This window comes from Allobosea sp. RIT-PG3_2 (assembly GCF_057321085.1).
This window is the reverse complement of the sequence record NZ_JBXWCA010000004.1, coordinates 280,141-301,892: the sequence shown is the minus strand read 5'-3', so window position 1 is coordinate 301,892 and position 21,752 is coordinate 280,141. Positions and strand designations below refer to the sequence as shown.

Annotated in this window: 20 protein-coding genes, 1 tRNA gene and 1 pseudogene; 15 read left to right on the top strand and 7 right to left on the bottom strand. The window is 67.5% G+C overall.

Annotated elements, in window-relative coordinates:
• Nucleotides 1-9 precede the first annotated feature (9 nt).
• Both AC2FAN_RS14705 and AC2FAN_RS14700 read right to left on the bottom strand, forming a co-directional pair.
• Nucleotides 10-885, bottom strand: a complete 876-nt coding sequence (locus AC2FAN_RS14705) for a substrate-binding periplasmic protein (protein ID WP_265050577.1) — start codon at nt 883-885, stop codon at nt 10-12.
• Nucleotides 886-1,028: 143 nt separating this feature from the next.
• Complete coding sequence (locus AC2FAN_RS14700) at nt 1,029-1,955, bottom strand: LysR family transcriptional regulator (RefSeq protein WP_476806539.1); 927 nt, start codon at nt 1,953-1,955, stop codon at nt 1,029-1,031.
• A 118-nt stretch (nt 1,956-2,073) separates the two neighbouring features.
• Here AC2FAN_RS14700 and AC2FAN_RS14695 point away from each other — a divergent pair, with 118 nt between their 5' ends.
• The 9 genes and pseudogenes from AC2FAN_RS14695 to AC2FAN_RS14655 form a co-directional block, all read left to right on the top strand.
• A complete protein-coding gene (locus tag AC2FAN_RS14695) occupies nt 2,074-3,171 on the top strand; it encodes an S-methyl thiohydantoin desulfurase family protein (RefSeq protein ID WP_485175003.1) in 1,098 nt (365 codons plus the stop codon).
• Nucleotides 3,172-3,219: 48 nt separating this feature from the next.
• Nucleotides 3,220-4,569 (top strand): dihydroorotase, encoded by a 1,350-nt coding sequence (locus tag AC2FAN_RS14690; protein WP_485175001.1) that lies wholly within the window; start codon nt 3,220-3,222, stop codon nt 4,567-4,569.
• 7 nt (nt 4,570-4,576) lie between these two features.
• A complete protein-coding gene (locus AC2FAN_RS14685) occupies nt 4,577-5,821 on the top strand; it encodes a hydantoinase/carbamoylase family amidase (RefSeq protein ID WP_485174999.1) in 1,245 nt (414 codons plus the stop codon).
• A gap of 4 nt (nt 5,822-5,825) precedes the next feature.
• A complete protein-coding gene (locus AC2FAN_RS14680) occupies nt 5,826-6,494 on the top strand; it encodes a flavin reductase family protein (RefSeq protein WP_476806536.1) in 669 nt (222 codons plus the stop codon).
• On the top strand, nt 6,491-7,174 hold the full coding sequence (locus AC2FAN_RS14675; RefSeq protein WP_485174997.1) for an aspartate/glutamate racemase family protein: 684 nt from the start codon (nt 6,491-6,493) through the stop codon (nt 7,172-7,174). The genes AC2FAN_RS14680 and AC2FAN_RS14675 overlap by 4 nt, the downstream gene beginning before the upstream one ends.
• A 3-nt stretch (nt 7,175-7,177) precedes the next feature.
• The gene (locus AC2FAN_RS14670; RefSeq protein ID WP_485174995.1) at nt 7,178-8,602 is read left to right on the top strand and encodes an FAD-binding oxidoreductase; all 1,425 of its coding nucleotides are present in this window, start codon (nt 7,178-7,180) and stop codon (nt 8,600-8,602) included.
• Nucleotides 8,603-8,610: 8 nt separating this feature from the next.
• Complete coding sequence (locus tag AC2FAN_RS14665; protein WP_476806533.1) at nt 8,611-9,540, top strand: dihydrodipicolinate synthase family protein; 930 nt, start codon at nt 8,611-8,613, stop codon at nt 9,538-9,540.
• A complete protein-coding gene (locus AC2FAN_RS14660; protein WP_485174993.1) occupies nt 9,540-10,325 on the top strand; it encodes an SDR family oxidoreductase in 786 nt (261 codons plus the stop codon). The genes AC2FAN_RS14665 and AC2FAN_RS14660 overlap by 1 nt, the downstream gene beginning before the upstream one ends.
• A 150-nt stretch (nt 10,326-10,475) precedes the next feature.
• Nucleotides 10,476-10,597 (top strand): annotated as a pseudogene (locus tag AC2FAN_RS14655) (HNH endonuclease); the annotation flags it as partial.
• A gap of 182 nt (nt 10,598-10,779) precedes the next feature.
• Here the strand turns inward: AC2FAN_RS14655 and AC2FAN_RS14650 are convergent.
• A tRNA-Gly gene (locus AC2FAN_RS14650) sits at nt 10,780-10,854 on the bottom strand.
• Between the two features lie 203 nt (nt 10,855-11,057).
• Between AC2FAN_RS14650 and AC2FAN_RS14645 the strand changes: the two genes are divergently transcribed.
• The 4 genes from AC2FAN_RS14645 to AC2FAN_RS14630 all read left to right on the top strand — a co-directional run bounded on the left by AC2FAN_RS14645 (nt 11,058) and on the right by AC2FAN_RS14630 (nt 14,710).
• Nucleotides 11,058-11,636 carry a prolyl-tRNA synthetase associated domain-containing protein gene (locus tag AC2FAN_RS14645; RefSeq protein WP_485174991.1) on the top strand — a complete coding sequence of 193 codons (579 nt, stop codon included), beginning with the start codon at nt 11,058-11,060 and terminating at the stop codon, nt 11,634-11,636.
• Between the two features lie 79 nt (nt 11,637-11,715).
• On the top strand, nt 11,716-12,615 hold the full coding sequence (trxA, locus tag AC2FAN_RS14640) for a thioredoxin (protein WP_485175248.1): 900 nt from the start codon (nt 11,716-11,718) through the stop codon (nt 12,613-12,615).
• A gap of 23 nt (nt 12,616-12,638) precedes the next feature.
• Nucleotides 12,639-13,310 carry an LON peptidase substrate-binding domain-containing protein gene (locus tag AC2FAN_RS14635; RefSeq protein ID WP_485174989.1) on the top strand — a complete coding sequence of 224 codons (672 nt, stop codon included), beginning with the start codon at nt 12,639-12,641 and terminating at the stop codon, nt 13,308-13,310.
• Nucleotides 13,307-14,710 (top strand): MFS transporter, encoded by a 1,404-nt coding sequence (locus tag AC2FAN_RS14630; RefSeq protein WP_485174987.1) that lies wholly within the window; start codon nt 13,307-13,309, stop codon nt 14,708-14,710. Before AC2FAN_RS14635 ends, AC2FAN_RS14630 begins: the two co-directional genes overlap by 4 nt.
• A 62-nt stretch (nt 14,711-14,772) precedes the next feature.
• On the opposite strand, the gene AC2FAN_RS14625 is transcribed toward AC2FAN_RS14630, so the two are convergent.
• The 4 genes from AC2FAN_RS14625 to AC2FAN_RS14610 form a co-directional block, all read right to left on the bottom strand.
• Nucleotides 14,773-16,209, bottom strand: a complete 1,437-nt coding sequence (locus tag AC2FAN_RS14625; protein ID WP_485174985.1) for a homospermidine synthase — start codon at nt 16,207-16,209, stop codon at nt 14,773-14,775.
• Between the two features lie 145 nt (nt 16,210-16,354).
• Nucleotides 16,355-16,891 carry a GNAT family N-acetyltransferase gene (locus AC2FAN_RS14620; protein WP_485174983.1) on the bottom strand — a complete coding sequence of 179 codons (537 nt, stop codon included), beginning with the start codon at nt 16,889-16,891 and terminating at the stop codon, nt 16,355-16,357.
• 282 nt (nt 16,892-17,173) lie between these two features.
• Nucleotides 17,174-18,319 carry a type III PLP-dependent enzyme gene (locus tag AC2FAN_RS14615; protein WP_485174981.1) on the bottom strand — a complete coding sequence of 382 codons (1,146 nt, stop codon included), beginning with the start codon at nt 18,317-18,319 and terminating at the stop codon, nt 17,174-17,176.
• Between the two features lie 572 nt (nt 18,320-18,891).
• Nucleotides 18,892-19,452 carry a glyoxalase superfamily protein gene (locus AC2FAN_RS14610; RefSeq protein ID WP_485174979.1) on the bottom strand — a complete coding sequence of 187 codons (561 nt, stop codon included), beginning with the start codon at nt 19,450-19,452 and terminating at the stop codon, nt 18,892-18,894.
• 274 nt (nt 19,453-19,726) lie between these two features.
• Between AC2FAN_RS14610 and AC2FAN_RS14605 the strand changes: the two genes are divergently transcribed.
• Together AC2FAN_RS14605 and AC2FAN_RS14600 are read left to right on the top strand one after the other, a co-directional pair.
• On the top strand, nt 19,727-21,331 hold the full coding sequence (locus AC2FAN_RS14605) for an OpgD/OpgG family glucan biosynthesis protein (protein ID WP_265050634.1): 1,605 nt from the start codon (nt 19,727-19,729) through the stop codon (nt 21,329-21,331).
• Nucleotides 21,332-21,347: 16 nt separating this feature from the next.
• On the top strand, nt 21,348-21,620 hold the full coding sequence (locus tag AC2FAN_RS14600) for a GNAT family N-acetyltransferase (protein ID WP_485174977.1): 273 nt from the start codon (nt 21,348-21,350) through the stop codon (nt 21,618-21,620).
• The last annotated feature ends 132 nt before the right edge of the window (nt 21,621-21,752 follow it).

The window sequence follows — 21,752 nt, the reverse complement described above, 5'->3', positions numbered from 1 at the left end:
GCTGCGAGGTCACTTGCAGGCGGCCTTGTGCTCGGTCGTGTCGTAGCCCTCGAAGCCCGGCGCGCCCGTGCCCGGATAGACCGTCGCGGTCGAGGAGGCCGTCTCCGGCTTCACGCCGAACCATTTCTCATGGATCTTGGCCAGCGTCCCATCGGTCTTGATGCATTCCAGCGCGACCTCGACCTGGGCGCGGAAAGCGGCATCCTCCTTGCGGAAGGCGATGCCGAAATTGCGGCCGCCGTCGAGCACGAAGGGCACTTCCGCCATCGGCGTCTGCGTCGCGACATAGCGTGAGACCGGCGCATCGGCGACATTGGCGAAGGCACGGCCGATCATGACCGCCTGCACGGCGTCTGCGTTCTTGTTGTAGCGCTGGATCGTGTAGCCGTACTTCGCCTCGTTGTCGGTCAGCCACTTGTCCGAGATCGAGCCGTTGTTGACGGACAGGGCCTTGCCCTTCAGGTCGTCGAGATTGGCGATCTTGCCGCCCTTCTTGACGAGGAAGCCGAGGCCCGTCGGCATATAGGGCTCGCTGAACAGCATCTGCGCGGCGCGCTCGGGCGTGATGTTGGTCGGCGCCGGGATCATCTCGTAGCGCTTGGAGAACAGCCCGGCGAAGATCGCCGAGAAGTTCGAATCCGTCACCTCGACGCCCGGGCGGCCGAGCTTCTCGGCCAGCGCCACCGACATGTCGTAGGTGAAGCCGGTGGTCTCGCCCGTCGGCGTCTTGAAGCAGAACGGCGCGAAGCCGAGATCGCAGGCCACCTTCAGCTTCTCGTTCTGCGGATGGTCGGCATCGTCAGCCATGGCCGGCATGGCGATGAGCGCGGCCAGCGCCACGCCCCTGATGGCGGCGCGCGCCATCCTGATCGAATTCAGCTTCATGCTTCCCGCTCCCGTTGTGCGACGGCCATGCCGCGATCGTTGCGCCCCTGTTCTTGCAACAATCCGGCCACGTCTGGAGCGAAGCTAACAGGGCGAAATCATGCCCTGCCAATCATTTGTTGTCGGGTTTCCATAACATGATGTTAAGCGCTTTCGATCGTGTCCGCCTCCTTGTCCTTCGGCGGGGGCGGCACCAATCCGCGCAGGATATCGACGAAAGCGTTCGCCGTCCGCGAGAGCGGCTCGAAGCGCGGTGTCAGCAGATGCGCGCGCACCCGCGTCTTGGGCGCGAGCGGGCGTGAGACCAGCTCCGGCCAGGTGCGCCCGCGCAGCACGAACTCGTCGACGACCGCGATGCCGGCCCCGGCCCGCACCATCGCGCAGGCGACCGGCGTGAAGCGCACGACGGTGCTGATCCTGAGCGGCGCCGATTTCAGCGCGAGTGCGCGCCCGACGACATCGCCATAGGGCGTCTGCGGCCCGAAGCCGATCAGCGGATAGGGCGCGAGATCGGCCGGCCGGATGACGCGCAGCCGCGCGAGGACATGGTCGCGCGGCATGATGACCATCAGGCGCCCTTCGGTCAGGATTTCCATGTCGAGCGTGGGCTCGTCGATCGGCAGGATGGAGACGCCGAGATCGGCCCGGCCGCTGACGATCTTGGCGACGATCTCGAGCAGCGTCAGCACCTCGAACTCGACGCGCAGATCCGGGAAGCGTTCGCGCAGCCGGGCGATGGCGTCGGGCACCAATGCCTGCCCGACGCTCGGGCTCGCGACGATCCGCACCGAGCCCGTGCCGCGCTCGCGAAGTTCCTCGGCCAGTTCGTTGACCCGGACCACGCCCTGGTGGACCTGGTCGACTTCCTGGAACAGTCGGCGGGCCTCCGGGGTCGGCTGCACCCGGCCGCGCACGCGCTCGAACAGGCGCAGCGCCAGCCTGTCCTCGGTATAGGCCAGCAGGCGGCTGATCGCCGGTTGCGAGACCGCAAGCAGCCGGGCCGCGCCACTGATCGAGCCGGTGATCATGATGGCCCGGAAGACTTCGATCTGCCTGAGGTTGAGGCGCATGGCGATAACATCCGATTATGGTCTGCCGCATAATAAGCATGATTCATTTCGCGCAATAGCGCTCTAAGCTCGGCCCGCGCCGGCAACGACCGGCAATGTCACGGGACGAGGCCGGCCGATGAGACGCTTTCTGACGACGAGGGATGTCGAGGCCGCCGTGGCCGGCGGTTCGGTCTTCGCGGCGGGTGGTGGCGGCTGGGCCGATCACGGCCGCATGCTCGGCACCGCAGCCGTCAACACCGGCAAGCCCGAGCTCGTCACCATGGACGAAATCCCCGACGACGCGATCATCGCGACGGCCGCCGCCATCGGCGCTCCCGCCGGCACGACCGAATGGGAGATGTGGGGCATCGACTACGTCAAGGCCGTCCAGCTGCTGCAGGAGGCGCTGGGCAAGCCGATCTACGGCCTGATCATCGGCCAGAACGGCATGTCGAGCACGCTGAACGCCTGGCTGCCCAGCGCCATCCTCGGCGTCAAGGTGGTCGACGCGGTCGGCGACATCCGCGCCCATCCCACCGGCGACATGGGGTCGATCGGCCTCGCCAACAGCCCGGAAGCGACGATCCAGGTCGCCGTCGGCGGCAATCGCGCCAAGAACCAGTATATCGAGCTGGTGACGCGCGGCGCCACGGCCAAGGTTTCGCCGATCCTGCGGACGGCCTCGGACATGTCGGGCGGCTTCATCGCCTCCTGCCGCAACCCGGTCTCGGCCGCCTATGTCCGCAAGAACGCGGCGCTCGGCGGCATCTCGATGGCGCTGGCACTGGGCGAGCGCATCCTCGACGCCAAGCCGAAGGGCGGCACGGCCGTGATCGACGCGATCTGCGACCAGACCGGCGGCTCGATCATCGCGCGCGGCACAGTCGCCAAGAAGGATGTCCGCTACACCAACGAGGCCTTCGATATCGGCACGATCCAGGTCGGGACCGGCAAGGCCGCGCGCGTCATCCACGTCATGAACGAGTACATGGCCGTCACCGATCTCGACGGCGCCCGCCACGCCTGTTTCCCGGATGTGATCACCACGCTCGACACCGACGGCCAGCCGGTCAGCGCCGGCCATATCCGCGAAGGCATGGAGCTTTCGGTACTGCGCGTACCCAAGAGCAAGATTCCGCTGAGCTCCAGCGTGACCGATCCGAGCGTCTATCCGATCGTCGAGAAGGCGCTCGGCATGAACTTCACCGAATACGCGCTCGGCCGCGAAGACTAGTCCGCGCCCGCCCTAACGCCCCCGCAGGATCAACCGGATACCCCGACCATGAGCGATTTCGATCTCGTCCTCCGCGGCAACATCGTGTTGTCCGACCGGATCATCGAGGACGGCTATGTCGCCGTCACCGGCGGCAAGGTCGGCAAGGTCGGCCAGGGCACGCCACCTTCGGCCCGGGAGACGCAGGATTTCCGTGGCCAATGGATCATTCCGGGCGTCATCGACGGGCAGGTCCATTCCGGCAGCCAGGCCAATCACGAGGGCATCGGCATGTGCTCGCGCGCCGCGGCGGCCGGTGGCGTCACCGTCATGGTCGACATGCCCTATGACGAGCCGGAGCCCGTCACCAGCGCCGAGCTCTTCAACGAGAAGGTCGCGGTGGTCGAACGCGACGCCCATGTCGATGTCGCGCTCTATGCCACGATCACGATCGAGAACGGGCTTCATGCCATTCCGGGCCTCGTCGAGGCCGGCGCCTGCGCCTTCAAGTTCTCGACCTTCGAGGCCAATCCGACGCGCTTTCCGCGCATCGGCGACGACACGCTCTACGAAGCCTTCAAGCTGATCGAGCCGACCGGCCTGCTTTGCGGCGTCCATAACCAGGACCAGGAGATGACCCGGCGCAATATCGCCAGGCTGATCGAAGCCGGCGATACCGGCCCGGACGCCTTCCTGCGCGCCCACACCCCGCTGATCGAGAACCTCGCCACCGCCCGCATCTACGAGATCGGCGCCGAGACGGGCGCACGTGCCCATGCCGTCCACGTCTCGACCTCGCGCGGCTTCGAGATCTGCAACATGTACAAGCGCGCCGGCTACAAGGCGACGGTCGAGAGCTGCGTGCAGTACTTCATGCTCAACGCCGAGGAGCATGTGCCGCGCTTCGGCGCGAAGGTGAAGCACTACCCGCCGATCCGCCCGAAGGCCGAGAGCGACCTGCTCTGGAGCCATCTCGCCGCCGGCCATTGCGACTTCATCTCGTCCGATCACGTCTCCTGGGGGTTGGAGAAGAAGGGCGATCCGATGGTCTTCAAGAACACCTCGGGCGGGCCGGGCATCGAGACGCTGCTGCCGGCGCTCTGGACCGGCTGCGAGGAGCACGGGCTGTCGCCGACCATCGTGGTGAAGCAGCTCTGCGAGGGGCCGGCCAAGGCCTTCCTGCTTGCCGACAAGGGCCGGCTCGAAGCCGGCGCCGATGCCGACATCACCGTGCTGGAACCCGGCCGCTTCATCCACGACCCCAGCAAGAGCCTGTCGGCCGTGAAGTGGAGCTCGATGGAAGGGCGCGAGTTCCGGGTCCGCGTCGCGGCCACTTACGTCCGCGGCCAGCTCGCCTGGGACGGCACCGAGATCCGCAACAAGGCGGGCGACGGCCGCTTCCTGCGTCCGGCGGCGTAAGCGCATCATGTCGATCGATCAGGACCGGCTCTGGCGGAGGATCGAGGCGCTCTCCGGGATCACCGACCCGGAGCGCCCGTGGACGCGCCGCTCCTTCACGCCGCGCTTCCTCGAAGGCCGCGAATGGCTGGCGGCGCAGTTTCGCGACGCCGGGCTTGAAACGGAACTCGACGCGGCCGGCAACCTGATCGGCCGTCTCGCCGGGGCCGATCAGGCGCTGAAGCCGATCCTCATCGGCTCGCATTCCGACACCGTGCCTTCCGGCGGCCGCTATGACGGCATCCTCGGCGTGCTCGCCGCACTGGAAGTCGCGCAGAGCTTCAGCGAGCGCGGCGACCGTTTGCGCCATACGCTTGAGGTCGTCGACTTCCTCGCCGAAGAGCCGAGCGAGTTCGGTCTCTCCTGCATCGGCAGCCGCGCTCTCGCCGGAGCCCTGGGCGAGCATCACCTTGCGCTGACCCGCCCCGACGGCATGACGCTGCGCGAAGGCATCGCCTTCGTCGGCGGCCGGCCCGAGGAGCTGGCTGCGGTCAAGCGCCCCGCCGGAAGCGTCGCTGCTTATGTCGAGGTCCATATCGAGCAGGGTCGCGTGCTCGAGAACGAGCGCATCCCGATCGGCATCGTCACCGACATCGTCGGCATCCGCCGCGAGCGCATCACCGTGACCGGTCGCGCCGACCATGCCGGCGCAACACCGATGCCGCTGCGCGCCGATGCGCTGGTCGGCGCCGCGAAGCTGGTCGAGGCCGCCTACAAGCGGGCACTCGCGACCGCCCGTGACAACCAGCCCCTGGTCGCCACCTTCGGCCGCATCGAGGTCAGCCCCAACGCGGCCAATGCCGTGCCGGGCGAGGCCGTGCTGACGCTCGAGGTGCGCTCCGGCAACGAGGCCGCGGTCAAAGCCTTCGGCGAAGCTCTGGTGCGCGATCTGCGCCCCGCGCTCGAAGACCTCAGGCTCTCCATCGCCGTCGAGCCGATCAGCCATGTCGCGCCGACGGCCTGCGCGCCGGAAATCCGATCGGCGATCGCCAATGCGTCCACCTCGCTCGGCCTCGCCACGCGCGACCTGCCGAGCGGCGCCGGCCATGACGGCGTCTTCGTCGCGCAGACCGGCCCGATCGGCATGATCTTCGTGCCATGCCTCGACGGGCGCAGCCATGCGCCGGAGGAATCGATCACGTCCGAGCAAGCCGGAGACGGCGCCCGCGTGCTGGCTGAGACCGTTCGCCTGCTCGATGTGAGCCTGGGCTGAGCCGATGGATTGGGCAGCGGGCGACCTTCCGGAACGCGACCTCTACAAGCTCCTCGTCAACACCGTGCTGCCGCGCCCGATCGCGCTCGTCACCACGGTTGATGCGCAGGGGCGCGCGAACGCCGCACCCTTCAGCTTCTTCAACGTCTTCAGCCATGCACCGCCACTGGTCGTGCTGGGCATCGAAGGACGCGACAAGGCGCCTTCGCCGCTGAAGGACACGATGCGCAACATCCGCGAGACCGGCGGCTTCGTCGTCAATCTCGTCGACCGGGCGCTGGTCGAGGCGATGCAGGTCTGCGCGATCGATTTCCCCGGCGACATCGACGAGATCGAGGCGGCCGGACTTGAGACGGCTGCGAGTGTTTCGATCGCGGCGCCGAGGCTCGCCGCTTCCCCCGTCCAGCTCGAATGCCGCGAGACGGTCTCGCTCTCGCTCGGCACCCGGCATCGCAATCTCGTCGTCGGCGAAATCCAGCACATCCATATCCGCGACGGCATAGTCGACGAGCGCCTGCACGTTGATATCGACAAGCTCGATCTCGTCGGCCGCCTGCACGGCGCCGACTGGTACGTCACATTGCGCGACCGCTTCCAGGCGCCGCGCCAGACGCTCGATGGCTGGCGCGAGCGCCAAAAGGCGGCTGCTGCGGCTGAAGGAGAGGCATCGTGAGCGGTACGATCTACGTCATCAATCCCAACTCGACCGAGCGCGTGACCAAGGAGATCGATGTCGCGGTCGCGCCGCTGCGCATGGCCGGCGGCCCCGCGATCGAATGCCTGACGCTGGCCGATGGCCCGCCCGGGATCCAGTCGCAACGCGATGTCGACGGGCTGATCCCGGCCCTGCTGAAGCGCGCGGCCGGCCTCGAAAATGAAGCCGCAGCCTTCGTCATCGCCTGCTTCTCGGACCCCGGCATGCACTCCCTGCGCGAGCAGAGCAAGAAGCCCGTGCTCGGCATCGCCGAAACCGGCGCGCTGACGGCGCTGACGCTGGGCCATCGCTTCGGCATCGTCGCGATGCTGCAGAACTCGATCCCGCGCCATCTGCGCTATCTCGGCGCGATGGGAATGATGGATCGCTTCGCCGGCGACCTGCCGGTGAATCTCACCATCGCCGAGATGGCCGACGATGAACTGACACTGGGCCGCATGATCGGCGTCGGCCGCACGCTGCGCGACACGCACCATGCCGATGTGCTGGTCATGGGCTGCGCCGGCATGGCGCGCTTCCGCGAGCCGCTGGAACGGGAACTCGGCATCCCGATCGTGGAACCGACGCAGGCTGCCGTGACGATGGCGATCGGGCGCGTCCGGCTGGGCTGGGGCGGGCGCCCCCTCCGCAAAGGCTGAACCATGGATGATCTGATCGCCGAACTCGCCGGGGCTCTCGGCGAGGCAAATGTCCTCGTCTCCGGGCAGGACCAGGCCCCCTTCCTGACCGACTGGCTCGGCAAGTATCGCGGTGCCGCGCGAGCCGTCGTCCGGCCGGGTTCGACCACGGAGGTCGCGGCCGTGATGCGGATCTGCGCGCGTCACAGAATTCCTGTCGTCCCGCAGGGCGGCAACACCAGCATGTCCGGCGGTGCAACACCGGATAAGACCGGCGATGCCATCGTCTTGTCGCTTATGAGACTGAATAGCATTCGCAATATCGACATCATCGGCAACACCATCGCCGTGGATGCGGGCGTCGTGCTCGCGAAGGTGCAACAAGCCGCGCAGCAGGCCGGACGCTTCTTCCCGCTCAGCCTCGGCGCCGAAGGCAGCTGCACCATCGGCGGCAATCTCGCGGCCAATGCCGGCGGCGTCGCGGTGCTTCGCTACGGCACCATGCGCGAACTCACCCTCGGCCTCGAGGTCGTGCTCGCCGATGGGCGCATCTGGGACGGGCTGACGGCGCTGCGCAAGGACAATACCGGCTACGCCCTGCGCGACCTTTTCATCGGCTCGGAAGGCACGCTCGGCATCATCACCGGCGCGGTGCTCAAGCTCTTCGCCCGGCCCCATGCCCGCGCCACCGCCTTCGTCGCGGTTCAGGATGCGGCGGCCGCGCTCGCCCTGCTCTCGGCGGTCCGTGATCGTTGCGGCGACCGGCTGACCGCCTTCGAGTTCATGACGGGCGAGTGCCTGGCGCTGATCCTGCGCCATATCGGCGACGCCCGCCTGCCGCTTGCCGCGATGCCGCCCGCCGCGGTTCTGATCGAGCTGTCGGACCAGGACGACGAACCCGGACTGCGCGAGCGCCTCGAAGCCGGGCTGATCGATAGCGTCGAAGCCGGCCTCGTGCTCGACGCGGCCGTCGCGCAGGACGGGACCCAGGCCAAGGCCTTCTGGCGCATCCGCGAAGGCGTCTCCGAGGCGCTGGTGCGGGAGGGCAAGGCGGCCAAGCACGACGTCTCGATGCCGGTCTCGGCCATGGCCGATTTCGTCACGGCGACCGACGCGGCCGTACGGGCTGCAGCGCCCGGCATCAGGCCGATCGTCTTCGGCCATCTCGGCGACGGCAACCTGCATTACAACCTGCTGCCGGCTGAGGGACAGGCCCCGGCCGATTTCGCGGCGATCGCGCCGGGCCTCACCCGCATCGTCCATGACGAGATCGGCCGCCGGCGCGGCTCGATCAGCGCCGAGCACGGCATCGGCCAGTTGCGCGTCGGCGAGATGCCCCTGCGCAAGGCGCCGCTCGAACTCGAACTGATGCACCAGCTCAAGCACCTGCTCGATCCGGCAGGCCTGCTGAACCCGGGCAAGCTCCTGCCCGCTTCCCCCACCAACTGAGGACGATCATGGCTCTGCTCGATGAAACCGCTGAGGGTGTCTACGTCATCGCGGTGACACCCTTCACCGAGACCGGCGCGCTCGATCTCGAAAGCACCGACCGGATGGTCGATTTCTATCTGGAGAAGGGCGCGACCGGCCTCACCGTGCTCGGCATGATGGGCGAGGCGCCCAAGCTGACGGCGGATGAATCCCGCATCTTCGTACGCCGCGTGCTGGCGCGCGTGCAGGGCCGCGTTCCGGTCGTTGCCGGCGTCTCCGCAGCCGGCTTCGCCGCTATGCGCGAGCTCAGCGAGAGCGTGATGGGCGACGGCGCCGCCGGCGTCATGGTCGCGCCGCCCTCCAACCTGCGCACCGACGACCAGATCACCTCCTACTACGCGATGGTGGCCGAGACGCTGGGCCCGAAGACGCCGTTCGTGCTGCAGGATTTCCCATTGGTCACGCAGGTGCAGATCACCCCGGCCGTGATCCTCAAGATCGTCGCCGCCCATCCGAGCTGCGTCATGCTCAAGCATGAGGACTGGCCGGGACTCGCCAAGATCTCGGCGCTGCGCGCGGCAAGTGACCAGGGCGGCCGCCGCATCTCGATCCTCGTCGGCAATGGCGGCATGTTCCTGCCGGAAGAGCTCTCGCGCGGCGCCGATGGCGCCATGACCGGCTTCGCCTATCCCGAGATGATGGTGGATGTCTGGAAGGCCCATGCCGCCGGCAATGTCGAGCGCGCGCATAACCTGTTCGACGCCTATCTGCCGCTCGCCCGCTACGAGCAGCAGCCCGGCCTCGGCCTCGCCATCCGCAAGCATATCCTGGCGAAGCGCGGCGCCATCGCCTCCGGCGCTTTGCGCAAGCCGGGCGGAGCATTGTCCAAGGCGGATATCGCCGATATCGAACGGCTCATCGCGCGGCAGGAACAGCGCCTGAAGGAGATCGGCTGATGGATCTGGGACTTGTTGGAAAGCGCGCGCTCGTATTGGGCGCGAGCCGCGGGCTCGGCGCGGCGATCGCGCAGGCGCTCGCCACGGAGGGCGCGACCGTCATCGCCGCCGCCCGCAGCACCGATGTCACGGAAAGCTGGATCGCCGCCCTGCCTGCGGAGCAGCGCGCCCGCGTCAGCGCCGCGAAGCTCGACCTTGCCGATCTCGCCTCGGTCGATGCGCTCGCGGAGCGTCTCGTCGCGGAAGGCGGCGTCGACATCCTCATCGGCAACTCCGGCGGCCCGCCGCCCGGCGAGGCCCGTGACGCCAAGCGGGCCGACTGGCTCGTTCATTTCGAGGGCATGGCCGCCAATCTCTTCCATCTGGCGCAGCAGCTCCTGCCCGGCATGACGCAGCGTGGCTTCGGCCGCATCGTTACCATCGCCTCCTCCGGCGTCGAGCAGCCGATTCCGCGCCTCGCCCTCTCCAACGGCATCCGCGCCGCCGTCATCGGCTGGTCGAAGACGCTGGCCTCGGAGGTCGCGGGCAGCGGCGTGACGGTCAATGTCGTCCTGCCCGGCCGCATCCACACCGACCGCGTCGACCAGCTCGACGACGCCGCGGCGGCCCGCAGCGGCGGCACGCGCGACGCGGTGGCGAAAGCCTCGATGGCGGCGATCCCGGCCGGCCGCTACGGCAAGCCGCAGGAATTCGCCGATGTCGTCGCCTTCCTCGCCAGCGAGCGGGCGAGCTATGTGACGGGCGCCAAGATCCGGATCGACGGCGGTCTGATCAGGGGCATCTGAGCGCAAATCCGCCTGCGCCAGCTCGCTCGCGGTTGGCGCAGGCATTCCGCCAGCTTGATCGAGACTGGAAGCGGCGAGGAAGTAACGGCGTAAGGCAGCGCCTCCGAGAAGCGCCGATGGCGCCCCTCGCCGCTGCCTGTCACTCTGACTTCCCGGATTGTCCTCGATCGCGTTCTTCGCCGCATCGTCCTGCGCGCTTACGACGAACGCTGCGCGATATAAAGCCGATCAGTGGCGGCGGGGCTGAAGTCGCTGCAGCTCACATCCGTCCCTGGCACCGAGAGAAATGCTTCAAACAGTGAGCTGTGTGAATCGCGCCGGAGAGAACTTGTAACCCGCGGGTAACCACGGGCTTTCTGGCACTTTCAGAAATGGCGGCGAATTATCCGAGCCGAAAAAGCAAAAAGCGCCGGGAAACCCGACGCTTGCATGCTTCTCAAGCCTTGAGATTGTCTGGAGCGGGCGAAGGGATTCGAACCCTCGACCCCAACCTTGGCAAGGTTGTGCTCTACCCCTGAGCTACACCCGCATCCGAGACAGTCGCGCCGTGCGGCGCGGTCGGGTTATTGCCCCAAAGCGCGTCGGAGTGCAAGCGCCTGTCGAAAGTTTTTTGCCGGCGGTTGATGAAACCGCAGCCTCGGCGACACCTTGCCGCCGGCTTTGCGGGAAGCTAGGCATTGGGGGTGGCATGCATGCGGGCCCGATCAGCCGATCGAGGCCGGGCATCGCGCCATGCTGACCGACCCCACCGTTTGCCGCCCCTCCGCGATCATCGACCGTCTCGCCATGAACACCCCCGTGACCCCCGAAGCGCTCTGCGATCATCTCACCGCGCAGGGTATCGCCTTCCATCGCATCGATCATCCGGCGGTCTTCACCGTCGCCGAATCGACAGCCCATCGCGAGCCGCTGCAGGGGCTGCACACCAAGAACCTCTTCCTGAAGGACAAGAAGGGCCGGCTGTTCCTCGTCTCCGCCGAAGCCGACGCGCGGATCGACCTCAAGCGCCTGCACGAGCGCATCGGCGCCAGCGGCAGGCTGTCCTTCGGCTCTGCCGAGCTGCTGATGGAAAGGCTCGGCGTGACGCCGGGCTCCGTCACCGCCTTCGCCGTCATCAACGATCGGGAGAAGGCCGTGACCATGATCCTCGACGCCAATCTGGCGACGGGCGAGGACGTCAATTTCCACCCGCTGATCAACACCGCGACGCTGCGGGTCAGCCGCGACGATCTCCTCGCCTTCTTCCGGGGGACCGGCCATGAGCCGCTGATCGTCGATTTGCCGGTCCCGCCCGATGGACAGAACGGCTGAAGCATCCCATCTATGACGCGACTGCGCCGGCGGCCACATGGCACGCGGGCGTCACAGCGAGCATCACGAAGGACGACCCATGCTGGTCAATGGCGAGGCAGCCGGGCAACCCGGCCTGATCAAGGACACCACGACGCAGGGGTTCCGCGACGACGTGGTGGCTGAATCGATGAAGCAGCCGGTGCTGGTCGATTTCTGGGCGCCCTGGTGCGGCCCGTGCAAGCAGCTCACGCCGGTCATCGAGAAGGTGGTCAAGGCGGCCGGCGGCAAGGTCAAGCTCGTCAAGATGAACATCGACGATCACCCGCAGATTCCCGGCCAGCTCGGCATCCAGTCGATTCCGGCCGTCATCGCCTTCAAGCAGGGCCAGCCGATCGACGGCTTCATGGGCGCCCAGCCGGAAAGCCAGGTGAAGGCCTTCATCGAGCGCCTGGTCGGGCCGATGGGGCCGGGCGCCACCGAGGAGCTGATCGCGGAGGCGCAGGCCGCCGCCGAGGCGGGCGACGCAGCCGGCGCCAGCGAGCTCTATGCCGGCGTGCTCCAGCTGGAGCCCGAAAATCTCGCCGCCATCGCCGGGCTGGCGCGGCTGCATCTCGATACCGGCGATATCGAGGGCGCCAAGGGCATTCTCGCCATGGTGCCGGAGGACAAGGCCGGCGATCCGACGATCGCGGCCGTGCGCGCCGCGATCGATCTGGCCGAGCAGGCCGCCTCGCTCGGCGACACCGCCGAACTGGAAGCGAAGGTCGCCGCCGACCCGAAGGATCATCAGGCCCGCTTTGATCTCGCGCTGGCGCTCAATGCCCGCGACCGGCGCGACGAGGCGGTCGACCATCTGATCGCCATCATCAGGGCCGACAGGACGTGGAACGACGACGGCGCGCGCAAGCAGCTCCTGCAGTTCTTCGAAGCCTGGGGCCCGATGGACGAGGCGAGCGTCGCCGGCCGCCGCAAGCTGTCGACCCTGTTGTTCTCCTGACCACCGAGAGGACGGAAGCGCTGATGGGCATGAACGCCGTCTATGGAAGCGCCAAGGATTGCCCCGAGGTGATCCCGCTCTTCCCCTTGAGCGGCGCCCTGCTCCTGCCGCGCGGCCAGATGCCGCTGAACATCTTCGAGCCGCGCTATCTCGCCATGATCGACGACGCGCTGAAGACGGAGCGCGTCATCGGCATGATCCAGCCCGAACCGGAGACCGGCCGCCAGCCGGAGATCCCGCCGCTGCTGAAGGTCGGCTGCCTCGGGCGCATCACCCAGTTCTCGGAGACCGGCGATGGCCGCTACATCGTCACCCTGACCGGGATCAGCCGGTTTCGGCTGCTCGATGAGCTTTCGGCGATGACGGCCTATCGGCAGGCCCGGGTCGATTACGAGGTTTTCGCGACGGATTTCGTCGCCCGCACCGGCGAGGATGAGGTCGACCGCAAGGGCCTGCTCAAGGCGCTCCGCGACTTCGCCAAGGCCAACGATCTCAAGATCGACTGGAAGGGCGTCAACGAGGCGCCCAACGAGGCTCTGGTCAACGCGCTCTCGATGATGTGCCCGTTCGGGCCGCGCGAGAAGCAGGCCCTGCTGGAGGCGCAGACGCTGAAGGATCGCGCCGAGGTTCTGGTCGCGATCACCGAGATCGAGCTCGCCCGCGGTGGCGGCGATCCGGATACGACGCTCCAGTGAATTCCGCCGCTCCCGCCATTGCGCCGGCGGCCCCATCCGCCGGCTATCCGCCGCGCCGTGCGGTCACGGCCTGGCTGTTCTTCGACTGGGCGGCGCAGCCCTTCTTCACGCTGATCACCACCTTCGTCTTCGCCCCCTTCTTCGCCTCGGCGCTGGCGCGGGACGCGACCGAGGGCCAGGCGCTCTGGGGCTATGCCACCGGCTTTGCGGGCTTGTGCATCGCGCTGCTCTCGCCATTGCTCGGCGGCATCGCCGACCGGACAGGGCCGCGCAAGCCATGGATCGCCGCGTTCGGAGCGCTGCTCGTCATCGGCTCGGGGCTGCTCTGGTTTTCCGTGCCGGGTTCCACGCTGGCCGTGCCTATCGCACTGGCCGGCTTCATCATCGCGACGATCGGCGCCGAATTCGCCACCACCTTCAACAACGCCATGATGACGCGGCTCGTGCCGCCCGAGCGGCTCGGCTGGCTCTCTGGCACCGGCTGGGCGATCGGCTATCTCGGCGGACTGCTCTCGCTGGCGATCACGCTGGGCCTGCTGGCGGCCGACCCGCAGACCGGCAGGACGCTGGCGGGCATCGCGCCGATCTTCGGGCTCGATGCCGCCGCACGCGAGGGCGACCGCTTCTCCGGCCCGCTCACGGCGCTCTGGTTCATCGTCTTCGTGACGCCGATGTTCCTGTTCACGCCGGATTCGACCCCGACCGGCATGCGCCTCGCCGAGGCTGCCAAGGGCGGCGTCGGGCGGCTGAAGGACACGCTGGCCGAATTGCCGAAGCTGCCGTCGCTCGGCCGCTTCCTGCTCGCCAACATGATCTATCAGGATGCGCTGGTCGCGCTCTTCGCCTTCGGCGGCATCTATGCGGCCGGCGTCTTCGGCTGGCAGACCATCGAGCTCGGCGTCTTCGGCATCCTGCTCACCGTCACCGGCACGCTCGGCGCCTGGCTCGGCGGCAAGCTCGACGATGCCATCGGCGGCAAGCCGGTGGTGCTCGGCTCGATCGCCTGCCTGCTCTTCGCCTGCCTCGGCATCCTCTCGCTCGGTGCCGACCATGTGTTCTTCTTTATCCCCGCGACGCCGGCCACACCCGGCGACGGGCTGTTCGCCTCGATGCCGGAGCGGGTCTATCTCGGGCTCGGCCTTCTGATCGGCCTCGTCGCCGGCCCGTTGCAGGCGGCCTCGCGCAGCCTGATGGCGCGGCTGGCGCCGGAGGGACGCATCGGCGAGTTCTTCGGGCTGTTCGCCCTGTCGGGGAAGGTGACGTCGTTCATGGGCCCGACGCTGGTCGCGCTGGCGACGACCGCTTTCGCCAGCCAGCGCGCGGGGCTCGCGGTGCTGATCGTCTTCTTCCTGGCCGGGGCGTGGCTGCTGGCGGGCGTGAAGGTCGTCCGCCGGATGTAGCGTGTCACCCCGCACGCGCCGCGGCATTGCATGCCGCAGCGCGCACGGGATGACGCCCTCGTTCACCGCACCAGAATGTTCCGGAACTGCCAGGGATCGCTGGTGTCGATGTCTTCCGGGAACAGCCCCGGGCGACCGTCGAGCGGCGTCCAGTCGGTGTAGTAGCCCTTCACCGGCCCGAGATAGGGCTGCTGGATTTCGAGGCAGCGGTTGAAGTCGATCTCCTCGACCTCGACGATGCCGGCGCGCGGGTTCTCCAGCGCCCAGACCATGCCGGCGAGCACGGAAGACGTCACCTGCAGGCCGGTCGCGCTCTGATAGGGCGCGAGCTGGCGCGCTTCCTCGATCGAGAGCTGCGAGCCGTACCAGTAGGCGCCCTTCTCGTGGCCGTAGAGCAGCACGCCGAGCTCGTCGATGCCGTCGACGATCTCGCCCTCCTCGAGGATGTGATGCTCGCTTTGCGGGCGGCCGACATTGCCGAACATCTCGTGCAGCGAGAGCACCGCATCGTTCGTCGGATGATAGGCGTAGTGGCAGGTCGGGCGATAGACCGCCTTGCCGCTCTCGTCGCGCACGGTGAAGTAGTCGGCGAGCGAGATCGACTCGTTATGCGTCACCAGGAAGCCGTATTGGGGTCCCGGCGTCGGGCACCAGCTGCGCACCTTGGTCTCGGCGCCGGCCTGCATCAGATAGATCGCGGCCTGCGAGCCCACCTCATGCGTATGGGCATTCGCCGGCATCCAGCGTTCATGCGTGCCCCAGCCGAGCTCGGCAGGCTGCACGGCTTCGGCGATGAAGCCCTCGACCGACCAGGTGTTGACGAAGACGCCCGGCGGCTTGGGGTTGCGCGAGCGCTGCGTGTCCCGCTCGGCGATATGGATGCCCTTGACGCCGACGCGCTGCATCAGCCCCGCCCATTCGGCGCGGGTGGTCGGCTCCGGCGCGTTGAGGCGCATCTCGCCGGCGATGTTCATCAGCGCCTGCTTCACCAGCCAGGAGGCCATGCCGGGATTGGCGCCGCAGCAGGAGATGGCCGTCGGCGAGCCCGGCGCACGAGCGCGCTTGGCCGCCAGCGTCATCTCGCGCAGCGCGTAGTTCGAACGCTCGGCCGCGCCCTTGCTGTCGTCGAAATAGAAGCCGAGCCAGGGCTCGTTGACCGTGTCGATATAGAGGGCACCGAGGCTGGAGACGAATTCCATCAGGTCGCGCGAGCCGGTGTCGCAGGACAGGTTCACGCAGAAGCCCTGCCCGCCGCCGGCGGTCAGCAACGGCTCCAAGATGTCCTTGTAGTTTGCCGGCGTCAGCGCTTCCTGGACGAAGCGGATGCCGCGTTCGTCGAGCAGGTGGCGATTGGAATCATCTGGAGCAATGACGACGAAGCGGCTCTTGTCGAACTTGAAGTGCCGTTCGAGCAGCGGCAGCGTACCGCGGCCGATCGAGCCGAAACCGATCATCACGATCGGGCCGGTGATCTCGCCGTAGACGGGCCAATTCGTCATTCTTCCAAACTCCTGGGTTCGTGGGGAAAGCGGTAAAAAGGGTCGTATGGGCGCAAAATCGCGCCGTCAATCGCCGCGGCGCTCTCCACGCGGCCATCGCATGGAAAGCGCCGGGCGATGACGGCGCGATGACGGGTCGTGAATGTCAGGCGGCCTGCGCCACCTCCGCCGCCTCGGCGGTGGCCGGGATCGGCGCGCCGGCGGCGGCCAGCACGCCCTCAGCGCCGTCGAGCGCGCCATCGCGCAGCTCGATGGCGAGGAAGCGTTCGCGCTCGACCGGGCCGGGCATGGCGAGATCGCGCGTCAGCGCCGGATCGAAACCGAAGCGGGCATAGTAAGGCGCATCGCCGACGAGGATGACGGCACCATGGCCGCGGCAGGCGGCGCGCCAGAGCGCCTCGCGCATCATCGCCTTGCCGAGGCCCTCGCCCTGCAGCTCGGGCTTGACCGCCAGCGGGCCGAGCAGCAGCGCGGGCACCCCGTTCGCCTCGACATGCCAGAGACGAACCGTCGCCAGCACGTCGCCGTCACGCTCGGCCGTGAGCGCCAGGCCTTCGGCCGGGATCCGGCCCTCGCGCAGGCGCTCGCTCGACTTCGCGGTGCGGCGCTCGCCGAGGCAACGGTCGAGCAGCGCCTCGCGGGCGGGGATATCGGTGGCGATCTCGTCGCGGATCGTGATCATGACGTACCTCCTGCCGGAGCGTTCGCCTCGCGCTTTCCGCCGGCCGGAACGGCCGGCGATCAGAATTCGCGCAAGAAACCGACGAACCTTCCCGGCGCCGCGCAAGCGCGGCCACAAGCGGATGGGTTGTGTGGAAGGGGGTCCGGCGGGAGCCACGCCCGCATGCTCCATTCTTGGAGATGCGCACGCTCCGCCCGGATTTCGCCGGGCAGCCTGCCGAATTCTGGCAGGGCGCTTCGCCGGACCCGATGGGTTGGGAAGGGGCTCTCGCCCCTTCCGACGTCAGATGACGTACTGCTTCAGCGGCGGGAAGCCGTTGAAGGCGACGGCCGAATAGGTCGTCGTATAGGCGCCCGTGCCCTCGATCAGCACCTTGTCGCCGATCTCCAGCGAGAAGGGCAGCATGTACGGGGTCTTCTCGTACATGACGTCGACCGAGTCGCAGGTCGGGCCGGCGAGCACGCACGGGACGGTCGCATCGCCATCATGGGCGGTGCGGATGGGATAGCGGATCGCCTCGTCCATGGTCTCGGCGAGACCGTTGAACTTGCCGATGTCGAGATAGACCCAGCGCACCTCGTCGCTCTCGGCCTTCTTCGAGATCAGCACGACCTCGGCCTCGATCAGGCCGGCCTCGCCGACCATGCCGCGGCCCGGCTCGATGATCGTCTCGGGCAGCTGGTTGCCGAAATGCTTCGACAGCGCCCGGAAGATCGCGTCGCCATAGGACGGCACGCCCGGAATCGGCTTCAGGTAGCGCGCCGGGAAGCCGCCGCCGAGATTGACCATCGATAGCGAGATGCCGCGGGTGGCGCACTCCTTGAAGATCGCCGAAGCCGAAGCGAGCGCCGAATCCCAGGCGTTCACGTTCGCCTGCTGCGAACCGACATGGAACGAGATGCCATAGGCGGTCAGCCCCAGGCGATAGCCGTGCTCGAGCACGTCCGCGGCCATCTCGGGCACGCAGCCGAACTTGCGCGAAAGCGGCCAGTCGGCGCCGGCGCCGTCGCAGAGGATGCGGCAGAAGATGCGCGCGTCCTTCGTGCCGGTCTTGTCCGCCGAGCGGGCGACCTTCTCGACCTCGGCCGTGCAGTCGACGGCGAAGAGGCGCACGCCGAGCTCCATGGCGCGCACGACGTCGCGCTCCTTCTTGATGGTGTTGCCGAAGGAGATGCGGTCGGCAGTGGCGCCGGCAGCGAGCGCGAGCTCGATCTCGACGACCGAGGCGCAATCGAAGCAGGAGCCGAGCTTGGCCAGCAGCGCGAGCACCTCCGGCGCCGGGTTCGCCTTCACCGCGTAGAACACGCGGGTGTCGGGCAGAGCGCGGGCGAAGGCATGATAGTTCTCGCGCACGACATCGGTGTCGATGACGACGCAGGGCCCGTCCTCGCGGCGGGTACGAAGAAACTCACGGATGCGGTCGGTCATGAGACGCGACTCCCCTTCGACGCAAGCGGCGTCGATGCGATGTATCGCCGGAATGAATCGTCGCAGTCGCGAGGCGCTTTGGAGACGCCTGCTCCAGCGGACGAACCGTCCGGACCCGAAACACCGTTCGATTGGGGAAGACCCCGCACGGCCGGCAATGAAGGACAAGCCTCTTCGGTGCCGGCCTGTGGAAAGCCGGCGAGACCAAAAAAGCCCGCTCCGTCGTTGCTTTAAGCTGCGTCCCCCGTGGAGATTCGGGGTTCGCCGGTTTTGCCTCCGGCTGCTGGTCTGTGTCGGGGAACAATCTCCTTGCGGAGACTGGGAGGCGTGATTTGAGGGATGTCCATCCCCTCCATCCGTCCTCCAACCCCTGGCGGCTGTCCGGCCTCTTGTCCGGATGCCCACCGACCAGCACGCGGCCACAGGCACGTGCGAATTGGGTGAACGCGATATACGGATGCAGACCCCGGACCACAAGTGTTTTGTGAGTCCGGAGCCGCATTTTTTTGCAGGGCCGATCTGCGCTTATCCGGAAGCGGGTTGACGGCGGAAAGCGCTTCGCCGGCTATGGGTTAGCTGCGCTTCTCGCAGAAGCGAATCCGGTTGCCGAACGGGTCGGGAACCTCGAGTGTCCGCCCGCCCGGCCCCTCCTCCTGGATGCCGGGTTTCGAATAGGTATAGCGCTTGCCGATGAGCTCGGCGCGGAAGGCGTCGACCCCCTGCATCCAGACGAAGACGGTCGAGCCCGGGCTGGCGTCGCCATGATGCTCCGAGAGATGAAGCTGCAGGCCCGACCGCGAAACCTGCATGTAGAGCGGCATGTTCGGCCCGAAGCGGTGGTCCCAGTCCATCGTGAAGCCGAGGAAATCGAGATAGAACTCCTTCGCCTTGGCCTCGTCGAAGATCCTGAGGATCGGAATGCCCATCTGAAGCCGGACGGCTTCATTGGGCTGATCCTCCGGTGCTCCTAGCCCGGACTCGCCGATCTTCGCCGCCAGCACGTTCCAGTCGTCATAGCCGAACTGGCGGGCGACGATCTCGAGGGTTTCGGAGTGGGACAGCGGAACCTGCCTTGCGGCCATGGTCTCGCGCAGGCTTTTCGCCATCTGCTTCGCATCGCGGAAGCTACGCATCGTCGTGATCCTTCTCGCTCGGACGGGATCGATCGGGGCTCGCCTTGCCGATATCCGTCCACGAGTCGATCGGGATCAGGACAGGGACTTGTCTGGATGCGTTCACCTTACCCTTGCGGGCGCGAGCGGCTGGCCGCATCCGGCCGGTCGCGAAGGTTGCGGCATCTTCATCTCCTGTCAATGGCAGATGCCCTAGACCGGCCCCATTTGATGGCCTTAAGTCACGGCTGCCGCGCATGTTTCGCCGCCGGCCCGACGGGAACACGGACCACGCATGACAACGACAGACCGCCGCCGGGTATTGGGTGGACTCTCAGCCGCGCTCTGCCTCTCGGCAGCGCCTTCCGTCCTGCTCGCGCAGCAGCCTCAGCCCCAGGGCGCGCCCCAGCCGACGCCGCCCGCCGCGCCGCCGCAGCCGCGCTTCGCCTTCGAGGATGTCCAGCGCCGGGCCCGCGAGATAGCCGCCGTTCCCTATGAGCCGAGCCCGGCCCTGCCCGAGGCGCTGGCCAGGCTCGACTACGATTCCTGGCGCGACATCCGCTTCCGGCCCGAGCGGGCGCTGCTGGCGCAGAACGGCTCGCCCTTCCGCATGCAGATGTTCCATCCGGGCTTCCTCTTCACCCGGCCCGTCACGGTCAACGTCGTGCGCGACGGCGTGCCGACGCCCGTGCCCTACGCGGCCAACCTGTTCGATTACGGCAAGGTCAAGTTCGACAAGCCGCTGCCGGTCAATCTCGGCTTCGCCGGCTTCCGCCTGCACTTCGCGCTGAACGACCCACGCATCCTCGACGAACTCATCTCCTTCATCGGCGCGAGCTATTTCCGCGTGCTCGGGCGCGGCCAGCGCTACGGCCTCTCGGCGCGCGGGCTGTCGATCGGCGCCGGCACGGCGAGCGAGGAATTCCCGGTCTTCCGCGAGTTCTGGATCGAGTCGCCCACCGCCGATGCGGAGCGCGTCATCGTCCACGCCCTGCTCGATTCACCCTCGGTGACCGGCGCCTACCGCTTCACCATCTACCCCGATCTCGACACGGTGATCGACGTCGCGGCGACGTTGTTCCCGCGCAAGCCCGTCGAGAAGCTCGGGCTAGCACCGCTGACCTCCATGTTCTTCACTGGCGAGAACGACCGCCGCTTCTTCGACGATTTCCGCACCGAGCTGCATGATTCCGACGGGCTGATGATCCATTCCGGCAGCGGCGAATGGATCTGGCGTCCGCTCCGCAATCCGAAGCAGCAGGCGGTCTCCTCCTTCGTCGAGCGCAATGTCCGCGGCTTCGGCCTGATGCAGCGCGACCGCACCTTCGAGCATTACCAGGACCTCGATCTCGCCTATGAGCTCAGGCCCTCCTACTGGATCGAGCCGCAGGGCGATTGGGGCGAAGGCGTCGTCGAGCTGATCGAGCTGCCGACCACCGACGAGACCAACGACAACATCGTCGCGCTCTGGGCGCCGAAGACGCCGCTGGAGCCGGGCCGCGAATTCTCCTTCGGCTACAAGCTCATCGCCATGATGGATTCCAGCGAGCTGCATCCGGGCGGGCGCGTGATCAACACCTATCAGGCGCGGCCCAAGGCGCTCGGCTCCGGCGAGCCGGTGACGGACGGAGCGCGGCGCTTCATCATCGACTTCGCCGGCGGCGATCTCGACTACTTCCTGAAACAGCCGGAGAAGGTCGAGATCGTGCCCTCGATCGCCTATGGCCGCATCGACCGCGCCTTCATCGTGCCGAACCCGAAGACCGACGGCTTCCGCGCCTTCATCGACGTCGTGGTCGAGCCCGGCCAGCTCGCCGAGATGCGGGCCTTCCTCAGGAGCGGCAACAAGACGCTGACGGAAACCTGGAGCTATCCGTGGCGTTCGGAAGCGCAAGGCTGAGCCGAAGGAGCTGAACATGGATGTCGTCGAGAAGCCCGAGCAGAACCGCTTCGAACTGACGCTCGACGGCGGCACGGCCCTCGTCGCTTATCGGCGCGACGGCAACCGGCTGGTACTGCTCCATACCGAAGTCCCCGAGCAGTTCGCCGGGCAGGGCATCGGCTCGCGGCTGGCGAAGGGCGTCTTCGAGCTGATCCGGGCGAGCGGGCGCAAGGCCGTGATCCGCTGCGAGTTCCTAAAGGGCTGGATCGCGAAACATCGCGAATACGACGACATCGTCGACGGCTGAAGCAGCTGCGAAGACGGGAAGTCTGGAGCACGCCGGTTTAACACGGAACCACGCCGTCATTCCGGAGCGGGCCGCAGGCCCGAGCCCGGAACCCATGAACACGACAGCCCGTCAAAAGGGCTCCCGATCCAC